Origin of the sequence: Aliirhizobium smilacinae, assembly GCF_006335145.1 — a bacterium.
Lineage (GTDB): Bacteria > Pseudomonadota > Alphaproteobacteria > Rhizobiales > Rhizobiaceae > Neorhizobium > Neorhizobium smilacinae.
In genome coordinates, this window is the sequence record NZ_VDMN01000001.1 from 954,344 (window position 1) to 972,803 (window position 18,460).

Here is an 18,460-nt window from a genome sequence, read left to right on the forward strand (position 1 = left end):
GGCGAAAAACTTGATAAAAGAAGTGGAGTTTTATCCGCGGGCGGTTCCGCGAGGGTGGAGCCGCGGGGTCGGGGCATGACGTTTCAGCCGAGAATGCGCAACCAGATCGAAGGATTTTCGGTTCTGGGCGGCCTGCGTCGGCGATACTGGAACGGAATTACCGCCGATCTGTGGGATGTCGAATGCGCCGCTTACGCCGGCGGATATTATGTGGCGCGCGATCCGCGCCTGTTCATCCTTCTCGACCAACGGGGTCAGGGCCGACCGACGCTCAAGCGTTCACCGCGCGAAACGGGCATGCTGCAGGACGCCGATCTCAGCCCGATCTCCTATATTCCCGCCGAAATGGATTTGTGGATCGACATCAAGGATGTTCAATATGTCCGCCATCTCGATATCCATTTCGAAACGGACACGATGAGCCGGCGGCTGGGAGACAATCTCGATCCCCGTCGATTGAAGGACCCGCAGCTCGTCTTCGCCGATAGCCGCGTCATGGCGCTCGCCGAACTGATCGCCGCAGAAATTGCCAATCCCGATCCGCTGCATGATCTTTACGGCGATGGGCTGGCGCTGGCGTTGCTGATCGACGTGCTGAAGCTCGCCAAGTCCGAACCGCGCAAGCGGGGAGCGCTTGCGCCATGGCAATTGAAACGCGCGACCGAATTCATCGAACACCATTGCCTGCGTAATATCCGACTGGAAGAACTGGCGGTGCTGACCGGCCTGTCGCAATCGCATTTTTCCCATTCGTTCAAGGCCTCGACAGGCATGGCGCCGCACGAATGGCAGATGAATGCCAGACTTTTCCGCGCCAAGCAGATGCTGAAATCCGGCGAGCAGCCCCTGACGGCGATCGCCGCGGAAACGGGCTTTTCCGACCACGCGCATTTCAGCCGGGTGTTCCGCAAGCATGTGGGGATCGCGCCATCGCAGTGGAAAAAGTCACAGTCGGAATAAAACATGCGGGCAAACGCGCAGGCCGCTGAACTTTGCCCAATATCGTTCAAGTCTCGCACATCAGAACAAGCGCACGAAACAAATCTGAGTTAACCACTCACCTTATTATTTTGCCGCAGATAAAGCGGCGCGAGTGGGGCAGAAATGAAGAAATCGGTCAAGTCTTCCGCAATGAGAGCGGGCGTAAAGAAGGCAGGTCTGTGGACAGGCGTTGCGGCTATCGGGCTTGTTGCGGCCTGGGCGGCGCAGGCGCAGGATGCCGGCAGCAGCCAGAGCGGCACGACGCTTGCTCCCATCGTCCTTCAGGGCGAAGGCGAACAGGGCGGCACCGGCCCGGTCAAGGGTTATGTCGCCAAGCAAACCACGACCGGTTCGAAGACGGATACGCCACTCAACGAAATCCCGCAGTCGGTTTCCGTCATCGGCACTGAAGAAATGTCCGACCGAGGCGTCGTCGACAAGGTCGATCAGGCCCTGCTCTACACGCCGGGCGTCTTCGCTCAGCCTTACGGCTCGGACGTCGATACGGACTGGATCTATGTGCGCGGCTTCAATGCCAGCCAGACCGGCTTGTTTCTCGATAATCTGGCGTTGACGAACCACGCCTTCGGCAATTTCCAGATCGATGCGTTTATGCTGGAACGCGTCGAAGTGCTGAAGGGTCCGGCATCCGTCCTGCTCGGTGGTGCAAATGCCGGTGGCGTTATCAACCAGGTGCGCAAGCGCCCAACCGATCAGCCCTATTTCTACACAGAACTGGGTATCGACAGCAACGGAGCCGGCTACGGTGCATTTGACCTGTCCGATAAACTCGGCGGCAGCGATGTCGCCAGCTATCGTCTGACCGGCAAGCTTTCCGGCGGCGACGGCTATTCGGACGAGCAGGAAGACTTCCACGGCTTCATCATGCCACAGGTCACAATCCAGCCCGACGACGCGACCAGCCTCAACCTTTGGGGTTACGTCAGCCATCTGGACCAGACTCATACGAACAATGGTCTTTTCCCCTATTCCGGAACGGTCGTCAGCAATCCCACCTTCGGCAAGATCGATCGTGACGCCTATCTCGGCAATTCGGACTTCGACATCGGCCGGGCCACACAGTCGATGATTGGCTATGAATTCGAGCACGAATTCGAAGATGGATGGAAGTTCACCCAGAACCTTCGCTACGCCAACCTGAACAAGCGCGAACGCCAGATTTATCCATTCGACTACGACTCGCAGAGCAATGGAACGATCCTGATGTACGCCGACGACGTGCGTTCGAAGGCAAATTCGTTCAATATCGATAACCGCATCGAGAACGATTTCGATATCGGTGGCGCCAATCACAAGGTCATGGCCGGCATCGACTATCGCTATTACCGTCTCGATAACAACCAGTTGGCGGCGTTCGGCGATCAGGTTGATCCACGCGACGGCTCTTACGGCACGCCGCCGACACTCTTCCCGTCCACCTATCAGATCTACTCGATCAATCAGGTCGGCGCATACGTGCAGGATCAGGTCAAATTCGGTGGTGGCTGGATTGCGACCCTGAACGGCCGTTTCGACTACCTTCATAGCGATCTTGAAACCATCCGTTTCACACCGGCCGAAGACACGCTTTCGGACACGGCCTGGAGTGGCCGTGCCGGTCTGGCTTATGAATTCGACAATGGCCTGACACCTTACGCCAGCGTCGCGACCTTCTTCAGCCCGCTCGTCGGTGCAAGCGCTGATGGTACACTGAAGCCGGAGGAAGGCGAACAATACGAAGCCGGCGTCAAATATGAGCCTACATCGTTCGATGGCGTGCTGACCGCTTCACTGTTCCAGATCGACAAGCAGAATTATACGGTTTCCGTACCTGTTGCGGGTGGCGGCACGGAGAGCAGGCAGCTTGGGGAGGTTCGCTCGCGCGGCATTGAACTCGAAGGCAAGGTCAATCTCGACCAGAACTGGAAGATGATTGCTTCGGCTTCGTATACGGATATCGAGTTCACCAATAATCCGGGCTTTGAAGGCAACACTCCGGCAACCGTCCCGAGTTCGCAGGCTGCACTTTGGCTGGACTACACAGTCACGGAAGGCGCACTTGAAGGTTTGGGTCTCGGCGCGGGCGTGCGTTACCGAGGCAAGTCCTGGGCAGACGACGGGAATACGCAGCGTGTCAGCGATGCCACGGTCTTCGATGCAGGTATCCGCTACGAAAAGAACGACTGGAAGGCCGCCCTTAATGTGACCAACCTGTTCGACAAGGAATATGTCGCGGGCTGCAATACGAATATCTTCTGCGGTTATGGCGAAGCGCGCACCGTCACCTTCAAGGTCAGCAAGGTCTGGTAGCCCAACAGCCTGAAACGTTAAGTTGACAATTCAAGTAAACTTAACCAGGAAGGCCCACACGGGCCTTCCTTTTTTGCTTCTGCCGGCCCCGCATGTTTGGAGGAATGATCGTGAACGCTGCCAGTTTTCCGCACCGGGATTTCGTTCTCACCGGCACCGCCATTCCGGTGGATGCAGACGACATGCTGGCGGAAATCTGCGAACATTTCATCGACCATGCCGAGGTGTTTCGCGACGGTGACCACGTGACGCTGTCGAGCGAGATCGGCGAGGCCTATATTTCGCGGGTTAGCGAACAGCTGGACATCCGGCTTGCCTGCTCGACCGAAGACATGCTGTCGATGACGCGCGGCATCATTGCCGAGCACCTGTTCATGTTTGCCGGCGACGATCCGCTGACACTCGAATGGGCCGATCAGCCGAAGCCGACAAGACTTTCGAACCTCAGTGAAATCCGGATCGTATCGGCGCAGAACGTCACGCCGCGGATGCGGCGGCTGATCGTCTCCTGCGCCGATGTCGCCCGGTTCGATACGACCGAAGGTCTGCATGTGCGGCTACTGATGCCGCCAAAAGGCCGCGAGCCGATCTGGCCGGTGACGCTTGCCGACGGACGCATCGGCTGGCCGGAAGGCGAAGACGAGATCGCCGTGCGTTATTACACCATTCGCAGCATCGATCTCGAGCACCAGCAAATGGCGATCGATTTCGTGTTGCACGAAGATTGCGGAAAACGCATGCCGGGCGCCGAATTCGGTCTCACCGCGCAACCGGGCGACCGGGCAGCCCTTCTCGGCCCCGGTGCCGGCGGCATGCCGGAAGCAAAAGATCTGCTGCTTGCCGGCGACGAGACCGCCCTGCCCGCCATAGCGCGGATGATCGAACTGGCGACCCCGGATACGAAAGTTCACGCGATCATCGAAGTTGCGGACAAGGCGGAGGAACAGGCGCTGACCTGTGCGGCCGCCGGTTTTTCCGTCGAATGGCTGCATCGCAACGGTACCGAGCCGGGCACGGCCGGGCTGCTCGAACCGGCGATTGCGGCAAGGCTCGATAAGCTCGGTCCGGACACATTCGTCTGGGCGGCCTGCGAAAAGACCGAGGCGCAGGCGATCCGTGCGCGGCTGAAAGCCCACGGTCTCGACCGGGCGCGGATGACCTCGATCACCTATTGGCGACGTGGCCACACGGACTGATCCACGCGCATCAGGCTTGCTCCGCTGATCGCGAAGACTTATCTCCGTGATGAGTAGAGGGATTCCCGTTCCATGACCAAAGCCTATCTTCCGACCCGCAGCCTGATCCGGATTTCCGGCAAGGACGCCCAGGATTTTCTGCATTCGCTGATCACCACCGATGTCGAGGGACTGCCGGAAAACGAGGCGCGGCCCGGCGCTTTGCTGACACCCCAGGGCAAGATCCTGTTCGACTTCAGCATCTGGCGAGATGTCGACGGTTTTATCGTCGAGACCGATGCCTCACAGCGTGAGGCGCTTACCAAGCGGCTGATGATGTACAAGCTGCGCGCCGCGGTCGATCTGGCTGCCCTGCCCGAAGACGGCGTGACCGTGTTCTGGGGCGAGGATGCCGATCAGGGCATGGTTGTCGATGGCGGTTTTGCAAAGGCGGGGATCGCGCTTTTCCGCACGCCCGGACAGCATGCCGAGGATCCGGCAGCGGCCTATCAGTCCCTCAGGATCGATGCCGGCCTCGTCGTTTCCGGCGAGGACTATGCGCTGCAGGATGCGTTTCCGCATGACATCCTGCTCGACAAGAATGGCGGGCTGTCGTTCCGCAAGGGATGTTATGTCGGCCAGGAAGTCGTCTCGCGCATGCAGCACCGCGGTACGGCTCGCCGCCGCGTGGCGCAGGTTACTGCCGGGGCAGTGCTTCCGGCAGCGGGCACAGAGATTACGGCGAACGGAAAGCCTGTGGGAACGCTGGGGTCGGTTTCGGGCAAGAATGCCCTTGCCATCGTGCGGATCGACCGCGTCGGCGATGCGGTCGCCAATGGTGTGCCGCTTCTGGCCGGCGGCGTGCCGGTGACGATCGAGCTTCCCGCCTGGACCGGTCTCACCTTCCCTGCCGAGACGGAAGGGGCGCAGCAGTGACAGCGACGACCGGTGCGCGCGCCTGGCAGCGCATGCTTTCGGGCCGCCGGCTCGATCTGCTCGACCCCTCGCCGCTTGATGTCGAGATTTCCGACATTGCCCACGGGCTTGCCCGCGTCGCCCGCTGGAACGGCCAGACGCGCGGCGACCATGCCTTTTCCGTTGCGCAGCACTGCCTTGTGGTCGAGGAGATCTTTCGCCGCTGCAACGAGGCTGCCCCTGCCGATGCCTTGCAGATGACGCTTTTGCACGATGCGCCGGAATATGTGATCGGCGACATGATCTCGCCGTTCAAATCGGTGGTCGGCGGCGGCTACAAGACGGTGGAAGCGCGGCTGGAGGCTGCGATCCATATTCGTTTCGGCCTGGCGCCGCATCCAACCAAGGAGCTGAAGGTGCGGATCAAGAAGGCCGATACGGTCGCTGCGTATTTCGAGGCGACGGAACTGGCAGGGTTCACCGCTGCCGAGGCGCGAAAATTCTTCGGCCAGCCGCGCGGCATCACCCGCGACATGTTGCCCCTCAGCCCCCTTTCGGCCGTCGAGGCGCAGGCCCTGTTCATCGCGCGTTTCGAGGCGATCGAGATGGAGCGGGAAAAGGCAAAAGCATCATGAGCACCGTTGCCGGCCGCATCATCGTCTGCCCGCTTGCCAGTATCGCGGAGACCGCCGCGCGCAACGGCGCGCACGAAATGGTCAGCCTGATTGCCGAGAAACAGGATTTTCATCGGCCGGGCATCATTCGCGCCGAGCGGCATCTGAAGCTTGCGATGAACGATATCGGCTTTGCCGGCACCGGCGGGCTGATCGCGCCGAGCGAAAACCATGTCGCACAACTGATCGAGTTCGTCCGCGACTGGGACCAGTCGGCGCCGTTGATCGTGCATTGCTGGATGGGCGTTTCCCGCTCACCGGCGGCAGCCGTCCTCGCCATTCTGGCGCTGCATCCGGAAGAGGACGATGTTGCGCTGGCACGGCGGCTTCGCAAGGTAGCGCCGCATGCGACACCGAACACCAGGCTGATCGAAATCGGCGACAGGATGCTTGCCCGCGAAGGCCGTTTGATTGCGGCAATGAAGTCGATCGGGCGTGGGGCGGATACTGATGGACGGGCATCGTTTTCGATAGAACTACGGCAGGAAAACTCGCCAAACAGTTGAGAAATATGATAATTCCAGGGAAATAGCGAAAACCTTCCGCGATCGCCTTGACCTCTCCACCCTTTGCGCCAATTACGGGCGCTTAGGAAAAGAGGAGTTTTTTGCGGTATGGATCAGGCATCCGACTTCGTCGTCGCGACACGAACGGCGCTTGCTCAACTGACGGCTCTGGGCGTCCAATATTCCTTCTCCGTCATCGGCGCGATCATTCTTCTGATCCTCGGCTGGCTCGTTGCAGGACTTCTCAGCCGATGGGTCTTTAACGGCCTGTCGCATATCAACGGCATCGACGCGACGCTGTCGCAGTTCTTCTCCAATATCGTGCGCTATGCGGCGCTGATCCTCGTCGTGGTGATGGTGCTCGGCCAGTTCGGCGTGCAGACGGCATCTATCCTCGCCGCACTCGGCGCGATCGGCCTTGCCGTCGGTCTGGCGCTGCAGGGCACGTTGCAGAATATCGCCGCCGGCATCATGCTGCTCGTGCTGCGCCCGTTCCGGGTCGGCGAAAGCATCGAGACCGGATCGGTCACCGGCACGATCGTCGACGTGGGCCTGTTCGCAACCGAGCTGAAGACCGCCGAGGGTGTCTATCGGCTGGCGCCGAACTCCACCCTGTGGAACGTGCCGATCACCAATTACAGCCGCCTCGCCAGCCGCCGCCACGAGATCACCATTTCGATCGGCGCGGATGAAAATGTCGACGTGACCGAAAGCAAGCTGATCAAACTTGCGACGGCCGACAAACGCGTGCTGAAATCCCCTGCCCCGGCCGCGTTCCTGTCTGATTTCGATGCCGGCAGCGCCAAGATCACCCTACGTTACTGGATCGGCAGCAAACAGTGGTGGGACGTGAGTCGCGACATGACCAAGGCCGTCAAGATCGCCTTCGACAAGGAACCTGAAACCGAGACGCCTCAATCCTCCGAGGAGGCTACGGCCTAACAGAGATCCCTATCCATCGTTTCTGCACGGCAGAGTACCGGTATGCGCGGACCTCCGTTGCCTTATGGGCGCGGACAAGCCGGAGCCAGGCATGGACGATGGCAAGGATGTATCGGGTCCGGTTACGAGGACCGGACCCGATAGCTTTTGGATCGATCCGACGCCGAACCTGTCCGTCTGACGTTTGCCATTTCCCCCGACGTGCCTTATCCACCCATGCCAACCGTCTTATGGTTTGTGGAAGGTGGCGGAAAAGCCTTTCTTCGCCAGGTTGTTCCTCTAGATTAACGGCGTCGGCCGCACGCCGGCATTGGGGGAGTGAGTGTGTTTCTTATCGATATCCTGATGGTCATCCTTGTGCTCCTCCTCGTCTCGCAGAACCGCAAGGTGTCTGCCCGGGTCGACGGGGTGGAGAAGGAACTGGCGGCGCTGAAACAGATGATCGCCGAGGGCGGTTTCGATCCTGTGCCCTTGCCGCGACCCGTTCAGGAGGCGGACGCCGAAACGGTTCTCGAAGAGATGCGGTCGGAGGAGACCGCAGCGGAATCGGATGCGTCTCCCACAGGGCAAACGGGCGATGCGCCCGAAGAGCCTATTGATGACCAGGACACGCCGGCCACGCCGCGTCCTATCCGGGAGCGCCCCTCGCGGGAAAATCTCGAAAGCTATCTCGGTGCCCGCTGGCCGGTCTGGGTCGGTGGCGTCGCGCTTGCCTTCGGCGGCATCTTTCTCGTTCGCTATTCGATCGAGGCAGGGCTTCTCGGTCCGGCCGCGCGGCTGACGCTGGCATCGCTGTTCGGACTGTTGCTGATGGCAGCAGGCGAGATCGTGCGGCGCCGGGCATTGCCGAAGATTTCCGAACTCTATGCCAATGCGATGATCCCCGGCGCGCTGACGGCGGCCGGCAGCGTGACGCTGCTCGGCACGGTGTTTGCGGCCTATGCCTTTTACGAATTCATCGGCCCCGGCACTGCCTTCGCGCTTCTGGCGCTCGTGTCGCTTTCGACGGTGGGGCTGTCGCTGCTGCATGGGCAGGCGCTTGCCGGCCTCGGCCTGCTCGGTTCGCTGGTCACGCCGGTGCTGGTGACGACCGACGAGCCGAACGTCAATGCGCTGTTCCTGTTTCTCGGCGTCACCTGGCTTGCGGTGTATGCCGCATCGCGCCTGCGCCGCTGGACGGTCGTGCCGATGCTTGCCAATATCGGCACGGGGCTGTGGGTGCTGGCCTATGCCGCGATCGGCACCGGGTTCGACCCGCTACCTCCTTCCTTGGTGATGCTGGTAATGATTGCCGGCACGATCTTTGTCTGGCCCGGCCAGCAATACGCCACAACGGTCCGGTCTGGCTGGAAGGCGCTTCTGACGCATCCGCCGCTGAAGATCACGCTGTCTCTGGCGATCATGGTCACGCTGGGTGCGCTTGCGACCGTGGCCGGCGGGTCTGCATCCGGGCTTGATCCGCAGTTTGCATTCCTTGCGGTCATTGCGGCGCTGGCGGCACTTGGTGCCGCGCGCGCCTATGCGTTCTGGCCCGCTATTCTTTCGGCTGCCGGTGCCATTCTCGGCACGCTCGTCACGGCGCTTTCGCTTCTCGACTATATCGCCCCAGAGGGCGCCGACGGCACGCCCATTCCTCTTCCGATTTCCGGCAACGAGATCTCCGTAAGCCTCATGCTCGGCGCGATCTTCACCCTGCTCGGGTTCTTTTTTCTCAAACGTTTCCGCCGCCAGGAACATGAATTCTCGATTGTCTGGGCGGTTCTGATGGGGGCGATGCCGGTGACGCTCGGCTTCATCTCCTTCCTCAATTTCGGCAATTTCTTCCGTGACTGGACGCATGGTCTCTACGGCGTCGTGATCGGTGCCGTTCTGCTTGTGGTCGCCGAATGGATGTTCCGCACACGCGAGGACACGGCGGAGAGCCGGATCGACTGGCCGGCCAATCTCGTCGTTGCCGGATCGTTTGCGGGCTTCACGCTGGCGCTGCACGCGCTGACCAACGGTATCGTCACGACCATTTCCGTTTCGGTGCTCGGTTTTGCCTACCTTATGACCCTTCGCGCCCGCAGCTGGCCGGCGCTGCCGTGGATGATGGCGGCGGCGATCATGATCGTTTTCGGCCGTATCGCCTGGGAGCCGACGCTGATCGGCGCCAACAGTCTCGGTACAACGCCGTTCTTCAACGCGCTTTTGGCCGGTTATGGCATTCCGACTGCGCTGGCGGTCGTCTCGGCGTGGCTGCTGCGCGACAGTTCGGATTTCCGGGTGCGCAACATCATGCAGGCGCTTGCATCGCTTTCGGCGCTGATTACGGTTGCGGTGCTGGTGCATCATGCGATGAATGGCGGAAAGCTGTCCGGCGACGTGCCGACGCTCGGCGAGCAGTCGATCTACACGCTGATCACCATCGGTTTCTCCGGCATCCTGATGACGCTCGACCTGAAATCGCCCTCCCCGGTCTTCCGCTTCGGCTCAATGATCGCCGGCGTGGTGGCGACGGCCAATGTGCTGTCGCTGCATGTGTTTGCGCTCAATCCGTTCTTCTCGGGCGAAGACACCGGGCCGTGGCCGTTCGTCAACCTGCTGCTGCTCGGTTATCTGTTGCCGGCGCTGGCCTACGGTCTGGTGGCCTATCTTGCCCGCGGGCGACGGCCGGTGCCTTATGTGGCGATGCTGGCTGTCGCCGGCGCCGTGCTCGGTTTCCTCTGGGCGACGCTTTCGGTGCGGCGCTTCTGGCAGGGGATCAACATCGCCGACTGGAAGGGGTTCCAGCCCGGCGAAACCTATACCTATTCGGTCGTCTGGCTGATTATCGGCGTCGGCCTGCTGGTGCTCGGCTCGAAGCTCGATGCCAAGAGCATCCGGCTTGCGTCCGCCGGGCTGGTGCTGATCGCGGTGCTGAAGGTGTTCTTGATCGACATGGCGAACCTCGAAGGCATTCTGCGGGCGCTTTCCTTCATCGGGCTCGGCGCGGTGCTGATCGGGATTGGGCTTTTCTACCAGCGGATATTGGTGAAAAAGAGCGGCGCGGACGATAGCCAATCCAAGGAAAGCACTGCATGACCCTGTCCCTCGCCGCTGCGTTTGCCCCTTACGAGGCGCTTGCGCTGCAGCTCATCCCACATGCGACCGAGGGCGATGACGGGAGCCACGACATCGCGCATATCCTGCGGGTGTTCAAAAACTCGATGCGCATCCATGCGATGGAAGGCGGCGACGGTGATGTTCTGGCCGCCGCCGTGCTTTTGCATGACTGCGTGGCGGTGGAGAAAAATTCGCCGCTAAGGGCACAGGCCTCGCGGCTCGCGGCAGAGAAAGCCGGCGTCATTCTGGCAGGGATGGGCTGGGAAAAGGCGAAGATCGAAGCCGTCGCGCATGCGATCACGACCCACAGCTTTTCCGCCAACATCCCGCCCGAAACGCTGGAAGCGAAAATTCTGCAGGATGCCGACCGGCTGGATGCGATCGGCATGGTGGGCGCTGCCCGCTGTTTCTATATCGCCGGCCGCATGGCGTCCGGTCTCTACGACCCCGCGGATCCGCTTGCCAAAGACCGCGCTCTGGACGACAAGACCTTTGCCATCGACCATTTCGAGGTCAAGCTTTTCAAGCTCGCCGACGGGTTCCAGACCGAGACCGGGCGAGCGCTTGCCGGTGAAAGGCACGAGCGGCTGAAGCAGATACGGAATATGTTTCTGGACGAGATTTGAGGACGATACGATGAAGGTCGCGGAACTGAATTTCTACCCCCTGAAGAGCGGCCGCGGCATCACGCTCAACGAGGCGCTCATAACAGCGGCGGGCATTCCCGGCGACCGGCAGATGATGGTTGTCGATCCGTCCGGCCAGTTCATCACCCAGCGGGAACTTCAGGAACTGGCGCAGGTGGAAGTGGAGCCGCGCGACGTCGGCTTTCGTTTCGCTGTCGAGGGCAAGGGCGAGATCCTGGTCGCCGTTCCACCATCTGACCGACGCATGGATGTCGTCGTGTGGAAATCTCCCGTCAGCGCCGCCGTTGCCGATGACGGGGCGAATGCGATCCTCTCCACATGGCTCGGCCGCGAGGTGAAGCTGGTCTATTTCGACGAGAAGGCCGAGCGCATTGCAAGTGCCGACTGGGCGGGGCCGGATACGCCGGTGACCTTTGCAGACGGTTATCAGGCGCTTGTCACGACCACCGGTTCGCTCGCGGCACTCAATGCCGATATGGACAAGCATGGCGAAGGATCTGTCGGGATGGACCGGTTCCGGCCGAATATAGTGCTCGACCACGACGAAGCCTGGGCCGAGGACAATTGGGACGGTATCGAGATTGCCGGCATCCGCTTCGATTTCGTCAAACCCTGCGCCCGCTGCATCATGACCACGCAGGATCAGCAGAGCGGTTCGCGCGAGGGAGCAAACCCAATACCGGCAATGGGCCGCATCCGCATGTCGGGTGATCGGCGTGTGCCCGGCCCGCTGTTCGGTTGGAATGCCGTGCCGCGCGGGGAAGGCACGATCCGGCTTGGCGAGACGGCAACGGTCACCGGCATGCGCGACCCATGGGCGATCAAGCGCCGCGCCTGATCCGGTATAAATACCCGAATTTGATGGATGAGCGTACCAAGGGCTGCCAGCCGGCCCTTGACGCATGGCTGCCATGCGCAATGGTCTGTTGTCGGCATGCCACGCTGGCGGCCACAACGAGTTCATTCACAAATATCAAGATTCGGGCCTTGAGTTGCATTATGCTTCCTGGGCGCTTTCTGACCAGAAAACGCCAAGAGCATTTGTTCATGACACCACGTACCCAAGGCCTCGTCTTCGCGCTGATGGCGGTTTCGATCTTCGCCGTTCAGGACGGAATCTCGAAACATCTCGGACAGGCCTATCCGCCGGTTTTCGTCGCGATGATCCGCTACTGGTTCTTCGCCGCATTCGTGCTGGCGCTGGCCACCCGAAATCCGGGCGGTATCAAGCAGACGGCAAAGAGCAACAGACTGGTGCTGCAGATCATCCGAGGCACGCTGCTCGTCTTCCAGATTGTCGTATCGATCTATTCCTTCGCCAATGTGGGCCTTGCCCAGACACACACGATTTTCGCCGCCGCACCGCTGGTGGTGGCGTGCCTGTCCGTACCGCTGCTCGGCGAAACTGTCGGCTGGCGCCGCTGGGCGGCCATTGGCGTCGGCTTCCTCGGCATTCTGCTGATCATCGATCCGACGCATGCGACCTTTAACAGCAACATTCTCGTGCCGGTCGCCTGCACCCTGATGTTCGCGCTCTATTCGGTGCTGACGCGGATGGTGAGCCGAACCGACACGTCGCATACAAGCTTCTTTTATACCGGCATCGCTGGAGCCGTGGCGATCACGCTGATCGGCCCGTTCTACTGGACGTCGATCACGCCCGATTACTGGTTCTGGATGCTCGCGCTCTGCGTCACCGGCATGAGCGGCCACTATCTTCTCATCCGCGCCTTTGACGTGCTCGACGCGGTCGTCGTGCAGCCGATCTTCTATCTGCAGACGGTGCTGGTCTGCATTATCGGGACGTTCATCTTCGGCGAGGTGATGAGCTGGAACATGATCGGCGGCTGTGTCATCGTCATCGGCGCCGGACTGTTCACCATCCTGCGCGAAGCACAGCTCGGCAAACGCCGTCCACCGGTGCAGCCACCGGGCTCGCTGTAAGCAAATTCTATTTAGTTAACTGCGGCTTCAGTTGAACAGGCTGAGGATGTTCTGCGGCTGGGAATTGGCGATCTGCAGGCTTTGCAGCGCAAGCTGTTTCTGCGTCTGAAATGCCTGCAGGCGAGTCGACGCTTCCTCCATGTCGGCATCGACAAGACGGCTCACACCACTTTCGACCTCGTCCATCATCCTGTGCGAAAAATCAGTCTGCAGCTCGATGCGCTGCTGGACCGCTCCCAGCATAGCGCCGCTATCGATCGACTGCTGCAGCATGAATTCCACGCCCTCGATGTAATCGTCGATGGTGAACTCGTCGCTGGTTACGTCGATCTCGGACAAGTCGAAACGCAGCGTGAAGGGCGGATCGGGGCGGAACTGGCTGATGTAGAAGGGAACGGCGTAAGTGCCATAACCGGGAAACATGTCCTGCTCGGCCTTGAAAGTGATCATGTTGCCTTGTGTCCTTACATCAAGGCCCTCGCCGACTGTCACGACGTAATCGACAACCGCCTTGAAATCTGCGGCGCTGTTGATCCTCCCGTCGGTGGTTCCGAGCGCCGCATCGACGGAAGAGCGATCGATAACAAAGGTTTCAAGATCGCTGTTGTCGATACTGAGGTCGAAGGAGATCGTCGCATCCACCATCACCTTGAACGGCGCGACGAAAGCCATCTGTCCATAGGGGACCAAGTTGTCGTGGTTCAGCAGCGAGGAGCTGGTAAGACCGAGCTTATAGTTGTTGTAGTTAATCTCGTCCTCATCATCGAGGTCCGGATCGAAGGTGGTGACGACATTGCCAACGGAAATGCTGGAGGCCAGGTTGCCGGAGGTCTCCAGCGTGCGGATCTCATAACGGTAGCGGTCGTTGGCGCCGATCGCCTGGGTGCCGTAGACATCGGCATAAGGACTGGCTCCGGCATTGTCGAAAGCTTTCTGCACCACTTTGCGAAGCTGAGCGACGTTTTCGATCCTGCCGTCGGTCGTGCCCAGCGCATCGTCAACGACGGACTTGTCGATCGTCAGGTTGAAGGACAGGCCGACTGCGTCTTCGCTGTTGTCGATAAGAATATTGGTTCGCACCGAATCCGTGTCGCTGAAGGTGATCGGACCGGAGAAATAATGATCCTCGTGACCCTCATGATAGAAATTGCTCGAGTACATACCGCCCATCGGCATATAGTAGTCGAGATCGTCTTTCTGCAGTATCCCGCCCCCCTGAACGTTCAACATGCTGGTATTGCGCATGTCGATCTTCGTCGTGTTGACGCTCGTCATCCCATTGCTGTTGCGGGTGAAGGAGTCGACCACAAGATCGTCGAAGGCATCGACATTGTTGATGTGATCGCCACCGTCCGTCTGCAAATAGTTGACACCGCTGAAGCTGGAGGATCCGACGATGCTCTCGGCCTGTTTGCTGAGCTGCGAGATGTGATTCTGGATTTGGGCCTTGTCGACGCTGTCCTCCTTTGCGGTCACGAGCGTCGTCTTGACCTCGGTCAATATATCGATGATCGCGCGGGTGCCCGCATAGGCCGTATCCACCTTCGCAGCACCGACGCCGAGGGCATCGCTTGCCGCGGAAATCGCCTTGTTGTCGGATCGCATGGTGGTGGAAATAGACCAGTAGGCGACATTGTCGGATGCGGTTTTCACTCGAAGACCGGAGGAGACCTGATCCTGCGTAACATTCAACCCGGAAGAGACTGAACGCAGCGTCTGAAGCGCCGACATGGCGGAAATATTAGCTAGAATACTGGTCATGAAATGCCATCAAAATCGATTAAGAAATGCTTCGTCATGAGCCGAATCGCGCAAACCGCGTGGTTTTAATTTTGTCACTTATGGCTAACAAACTCTTACCAAATGGCAAGAACCGGGCTTACGTACGAAATCGTACGAGACGGATCCAAGCGCGCGCGACCAAGCTCATCATCAACGGGGATGATGGGTAACGTTAGCAAAAGTCGTTTCACCGGAGGCTTCGAAAGCGATATGGATTTTTCTCCAATTTGAAGAGGACACCCATGTCTCAAGCTGCGCCTTCTTCCGCCCGAGCGACGATGCCCTGGCTGATCATTTCCGCCGGCGCACTGGTTGCGCTTCTGACATTCGGGCCGCGCTCGGCGATGGGGTTCTTCCAGCTGCCGATGCTCGCTGATACCGGCTGGGATCGCTCGACCTTCGGGCTTGCAATGGCGATCCAGAACCTTGCCTGGGGGCTTGGCCAGCCGATCTTCGGCGCGATCGCAGACAAATGGGGCACCGGACGGGTACTGACCTTCTCAGGTCTGCTTTACGCCGCCGGTCTGGCGCTGATGTCGACGGCGCATTCGGAGAGCATTCTGTATCTCTCCGGCGGCGTGATGGTGGGACTGGCCGTCGGCGCTGGGTCCTTCGGCACGATCCTTTCGGCTTTCGCGCGTAACGTGACGCCGGAACAGCGCTCGTTTGCCTTCGGTATCGGCACGGCGGCTGGCTCTGCCGGCATGTTCCTGTTTGCGCCGCTCAGCCAGGCCCTGATCAGCAATTACGGCTGGTCGGACAGTCTCGTCGTCATGGCGGTGATGATGCTGGCCATTCCGGTTCTCGCCATCCCCCTGCGCGGCAATTCGAGCTCGGGAACGCAGGCTCAGGCCACGTTCAAGCAGACCGCCGGTGAAGCGCTGCGGGAAGCTTTTGCGCATAAGGGGTATCTGCTCTTGACCAGCGGGTTCTTTGTCTGCGGCTTTCAGGTCGCTTTCATCACCGCGCATTTCCCGGCCTATCTGCGCGACATCGGCATCGACGCACGTTACGCTGTCATCGCCATGGCGCTGATCGGCTTCTTCAACGTCATCGGCTCGCTGTCGGCCGGCGTGATCGGTCAACGTTACTCAAAGCCCTATTTCCTCGCCTATATCTATATCGGCCGCTCGATCGCGGTGACGGCCTTCCTGCTCCTGCCGCAGACGCCGCTTTCCGTCATCATCTTCGCCATCGTCATGGGGCTTTTGTGGCTTTCCACCGTGCCGCCGACGAACGGGCTGGTGGCGATCATGTTCGGGACACGGCATCTCGGCCTGCTGGGCGGCATCGTGTTTCTGTCGCACCAGGTGGGCTCGTTCCTCGGCGTGTGGATGGGCGGTTATCTTTACGACCAGCTCGGGTCCTACAACGCGGTCTGGTGGTTCGGCGTGGCGCTCGGCATCTTTGCCGCGATCGTTCACTGGCCGATACAGGAAAAGCCGGTCGACCGATCGCTGGTGACGCAGCCTGCGGAATAAGTGGTCAACTGGCTTGGCGGTCCACGGGAGGCGCAGACAGCGCCTTCAAGGCGGCCTGGACAAAGCCTTCGCGGGCATCGTTGGCTGTAATGCCCCGCGGTTCATAAACATGCCGATGCAGGAAGAACTGGGTAAGCCGGAAGGCGGCCAGCATACTGTCACGGTCGGCTGCGGGCTTCGGCCCCTCGCCGAGAAACGGCGGCAGCGCCAGCATACGGTCGGCATAAGGCGCGCCGGCCTCGCCGCAGACGGCACGGCCGCTTTTCGGCGAGACATAGAGCAGGTTCTGCCGCACGCCGGTTGCGGCGCATTCGGTAAGGTCGAGGCCGTAACCGAGGTCGTTCAGCACGGCGAGTTCGAAACGGACAAAGAGCTCGCCTGCGTCGGCGGGATCATCCATCGTGTCGAGAATGATATCAAGCGCATCGAACAGATGCGGATGCGGGTCGCGTTCCGGCAGAAGGCGTAAGAGAGCGCCCATGGCCTGTACGCCGTAGACCGCAGTGGCCGTCTCCATTAGCTTCGCGGCCCTCAGCCGCACCGGCTCGAGCTTCAGTTCGCCCAGATGTTCGTCGAGCCTGGCGCGCCAGACGGCTTCCACGCGGTTTCCCGGCTGCAGTACAGGCTGCATGGAGCGCGAGCGGCCGGAACGGACAAGGCCCAGATGGCGACCGCGCTCACGTGTCATCAACTCGGCAATGACGCTGGTTTCGCCATGCCGCTTGACGCCGATGATGATCGCTTCGTCCTGCCACTGCATCGATGCTTGAAGACCTTTTCGAACCGATTCAGTTCTACCTCATAAGTGGTTCAAATTGAATCGGTTTCACCATTTTGCAACAGCGCGCCTGAAACTGCGATCAGCTGTCAGCTCCCTGGAACAAATTGCCCTGTCACGGAATTCTCCCGCCAACAGATAACACAGTCAGGGAGTTCCCATGAGACACGTCGTTTTCGCGGTTGTCGCGGCATCTGCCGCTTTTGTCGGGTTTATTCAGGCGCCGCCAGCGGCAGCGCAGTCACCGCAGCTTGAGCAGGCCTGTGTCGCCGTGGCAAAAAGTTTTCTGCTGGTGCCCGCGATCAAGACCGGCATCGTGCAGTCCTTCCCCGAGCTCGACCCGCCCGGTGCTCGGCTGACCTATTCCACCCGCGACGATGCCAAGCCGACCGACTACAACAACGAGATCGACTGCGAATTCGACAAGGCGGCGCCACCCTTCGGTCTCGTGCGTTTCTGCATCTCCAAGACCTGCTACGGTCCGGGCGAGCAGGAGCCGGAAAACCGCCGCCGCTTCCAGGAAGTGAAGGCATTGATGGACCGGCAGAAATAACGACCGAAGGCCGGCGGGATAGCAATGCCTTCCCGCCGGATTCTATTGTCAGAGGATCAATTGTCGGCCCGGCGGCCAAGCGCTCCCAATGCTGATGTCAGATACCGTTCGGCCAAGGCATGTCTGCGGCGCTTGGCAAGCTTCAGCGCCTCCATGCAGTGGGAAGCCAACGGATCCGCTTCCGATGGCTTGACACCCTTCTCCTCGGCGGTAACCAGACCTGTATAGATTGACGGCATGCCATCACCGTTGCGCAGGCAACGGCCCTGGCCGGTCACAACGATGCTGCGCCCGCTCGGATGCGTTATCTGGTACGTTTGATAACACGGTTTGCCGGAGACGATCGTTTCGTGCAAAGACTTGGCCACCCGGGGCATGTCGTCCTCCGCGACATGCTTGATGACTTGTTCGATCGGAGCCCCGATCTCTAGCTCATGCGGCGGGATACCATAGATGTAAGCAAAAACGCTGTCTGCGAAGACCTTGTTTTCATTGAGATCCCAGCTGAAGAACCCGACGGCGTCCTTCAGATCTACGCCCTTCTCTCGTCCCATATATTTGCTGGTGGCCATGCGGCTTGCAATCCTTGTGGCGCTTTTTTTCATCCCTATCGCCAACAGCATGAATCAGCTTATCGGCAGATCAGATCAAAGTTCCACAGTTGCGTCGTGTCAAGTTCACTGCGCCT

16 protein-coding genes are annotated in these 18,460 nt (G+C 60.2%); 13 read left to right on the forward strand and 3 right to left on the reverse strand.

Annotated elements, in window-relative coordinates; all coding sequences use genetic code 11:
* Positions 1-75: 75 nt before the first annotated feature.
* The 11 genes from FHP24_RS04670 (at position 76) to FHP24_RS04720 (ending at position 13,178) form a co-directional block, all read left to right on the forward strand.
* Entirely contained in the window at positions 76-960 is an 885-nt protein-coding gene (locus FHP24_RS04670) for an AraC family transcriptional regulator (protein ID WP_139673518.1), read from the forward strand.
* A 144-nt stretch (positions 961-1,104) separates the two neighbouring features.
* Positions 1,105-3,291: a TonB-dependent siderophore receptor gene (locus FHP24_RS04675; protein ID WP_394344592.1), complete on the forward strand. Its 2,187-nt coding sequence runs from the start codon at positions 1,105-1,107 to the stop codon at positions 3,289-3,291.
* Positions 3,292-3,401: 110 nt separating this feature from the next.
* Positions 3,402-4,487, forward strand: a complete 1,086-nt coding sequence (locus FHP24_RS04680) for a siderophore-interacting protein (RefSeq protein ID WP_342782304.1) — start codon at positions 3,402-3,404, stop codon at positions 4,485-4,487.
* Positions 4,488-4,559: 72 nt separating this feature from the next.
* On the forward strand, positions 4,560-5,402 hold the full coding sequence (ygfZ, locus tag FHP24_RS04685; protein WP_139673522.1) for a CAF17-like 4Fe-4S cluster assembly/insertion protein YgfZ: 843 nt from the start codon (positions 4,560-4,562) through the stop codon (positions 5,400-5,402).
* Positions 5,403-5,434: 32 nt separating this feature from the next.
* Positions 5,435-6,016 (forward strand): YfbR-like 5'-deoxynucleotidase, encoded by a 582-nt coding sequence (locus tag FHP24_RS04690; RefSeq protein WP_139676128.1) that lies wholly within the window; start codon positions 5,435-5,437, stop codon positions 6,014-6,016.
* Complete coding sequence (locus FHP24_RS04695; protein WP_139673525.1) at positions 6,013-6,561, forward strand: tyrosine phosphatase family protein; 549 nt, start codon at positions 6,013-6,015, stop codon at positions 6,559-6,561. Before FHP24_RS04690 ends, FHP24_RS04695 begins: the two co-directional genes overlap by 4 nt.
* A gap of 108 nt (positions 6,562-6,669) precedes the next feature.
* Positions 6,670-7,503 carry a mechanosensitive ion channel family protein gene (locus tag FHP24_RS04700; protein WP_139673528.1) on the forward strand — a complete coding sequence of 278 codons (834 nt, stop codon included), beginning with the start codon at positions 6,670-6,672 and terminating at the stop codon, positions 7,501-7,503.
* Between the two features lie 345 nt (positions 7,504-7,848).
* Positions 7,849-10,566 carry a DUF2339 domain-containing protein gene (locus FHP24_RS04705; RefSeq protein ID WP_139676129.1) on the forward strand — a complete coding sequence of 906 codons (2,718 nt, stop codon included), beginning with the start codon at positions 7,849-7,851 and terminating at the stop codon, positions 10,564-10,566.
* 2 nt (positions 10,567-10,568) lie between these two features.
* Entirely contained in the window at positions 10,569-11,213 is a 645-nt protein-coding gene (locus FHP24_RS04710) for an HD domain-containing protein (RefSeq protein ID WP_139676130.1), read from the forward strand.
* Between the two features lie 10 nt (positions 11,214-11,223).
* Positions 11,224-12,072, forward strand: a complete 849-nt coding sequence (locus FHP24_RS04715) for an MOSC domain-containing protein (protein ID WP_139673531.1) — start codon at positions 11,224-11,226, stop codon at positions 12,070-12,072.
* 209 nt (positions 12,073-12,281) lie between these two features.
* Positions 12,282-13,178, forward strand: coding sequence for a DMT family transporter (locus tag FHP24_RS04720; protein WP_139673533.1), 897 nt, complete (start codon positions 12,282-12,284; stop codon positions 13,176-13,178).
* 27 nt (positions 13,179-13,205) lie between these two features.
* Here FHP24_RS04720 and FHP24_RS28995 read toward each other — a convergent pair whose 3' ends face one another.
* Positions 13,206-14,939 carry a flagellin N-terminal helical domain-containing protein gene (locus tag FHP24_RS28995; RefSeq protein ID WP_246091602.1) on the reverse strand — a complete coding sequence of 578 codons (1,734 nt, stop codon included), beginning with the start codon at positions 14,937-14,939 and terminating at the stop codon, positions 13,206-13,208.
* 263 nt (positions 14,940-15,202) lie between these two features.
* Here FHP24_RS28995 and FHP24_RS04735 point away from each other — a divergent pair, with 263 nt between their 5' ends.
* The gene (locus FHP24_RS04735) at positions 15,203-16,441 is read left to right on the forward strand and encodes an MFS transporter (protein WP_139673536.1); all 1,239 of its coding nucleotides are present in this window, start codon (positions 15,203-15,205) and stop codon (positions 16,439-16,441) included.
* Positions 16,442-16,445: 4 nt separating this feature from the next.
* On the opposite strand, the gene recO is transcribed toward FHP24_RS04735, so the two are convergent.
* Positions 16,446-17,201, reverse strand: coding sequence for a DNA repair protein RecO (recO, locus tag FHP24_RS04740; RefSeq protein WP_139673540.1), 756 nt, complete (start codon positions 17,199-17,201; stop codon positions 16,446-16,448).
* 178 nt (positions 17,202-17,379) lie between these two features.
* Between recO and FHP24_RS04745 the strand changes: the two genes are divergently transcribed.
* Entirely contained in the window at positions 17,380-17,772 is a 393-nt protein-coding gene (locus FHP24_RS04745; protein ID WP_139673543.1) for a hypothetical protein, read from the forward strand.
* A gap of 56 nt (positions 17,773-17,828) precedes the next feature.
* Here the strand turns inward: FHP24_RS04745 and FHP24_RS04750 are convergent, their stop codons facing one another.
* Positions 17,829-18,344 (reverse strand): PAS domain-containing protein, encoded by a 516-nt coding sequence (locus FHP24_RS04750; RefSeq protein WP_180355889.1) that lies wholly within the window; start codon positions 18,342-18,344, stop codon positions 17,829-17,831.
* Positions 18,345-18,460: the final 116 nt, after the last annotated feature.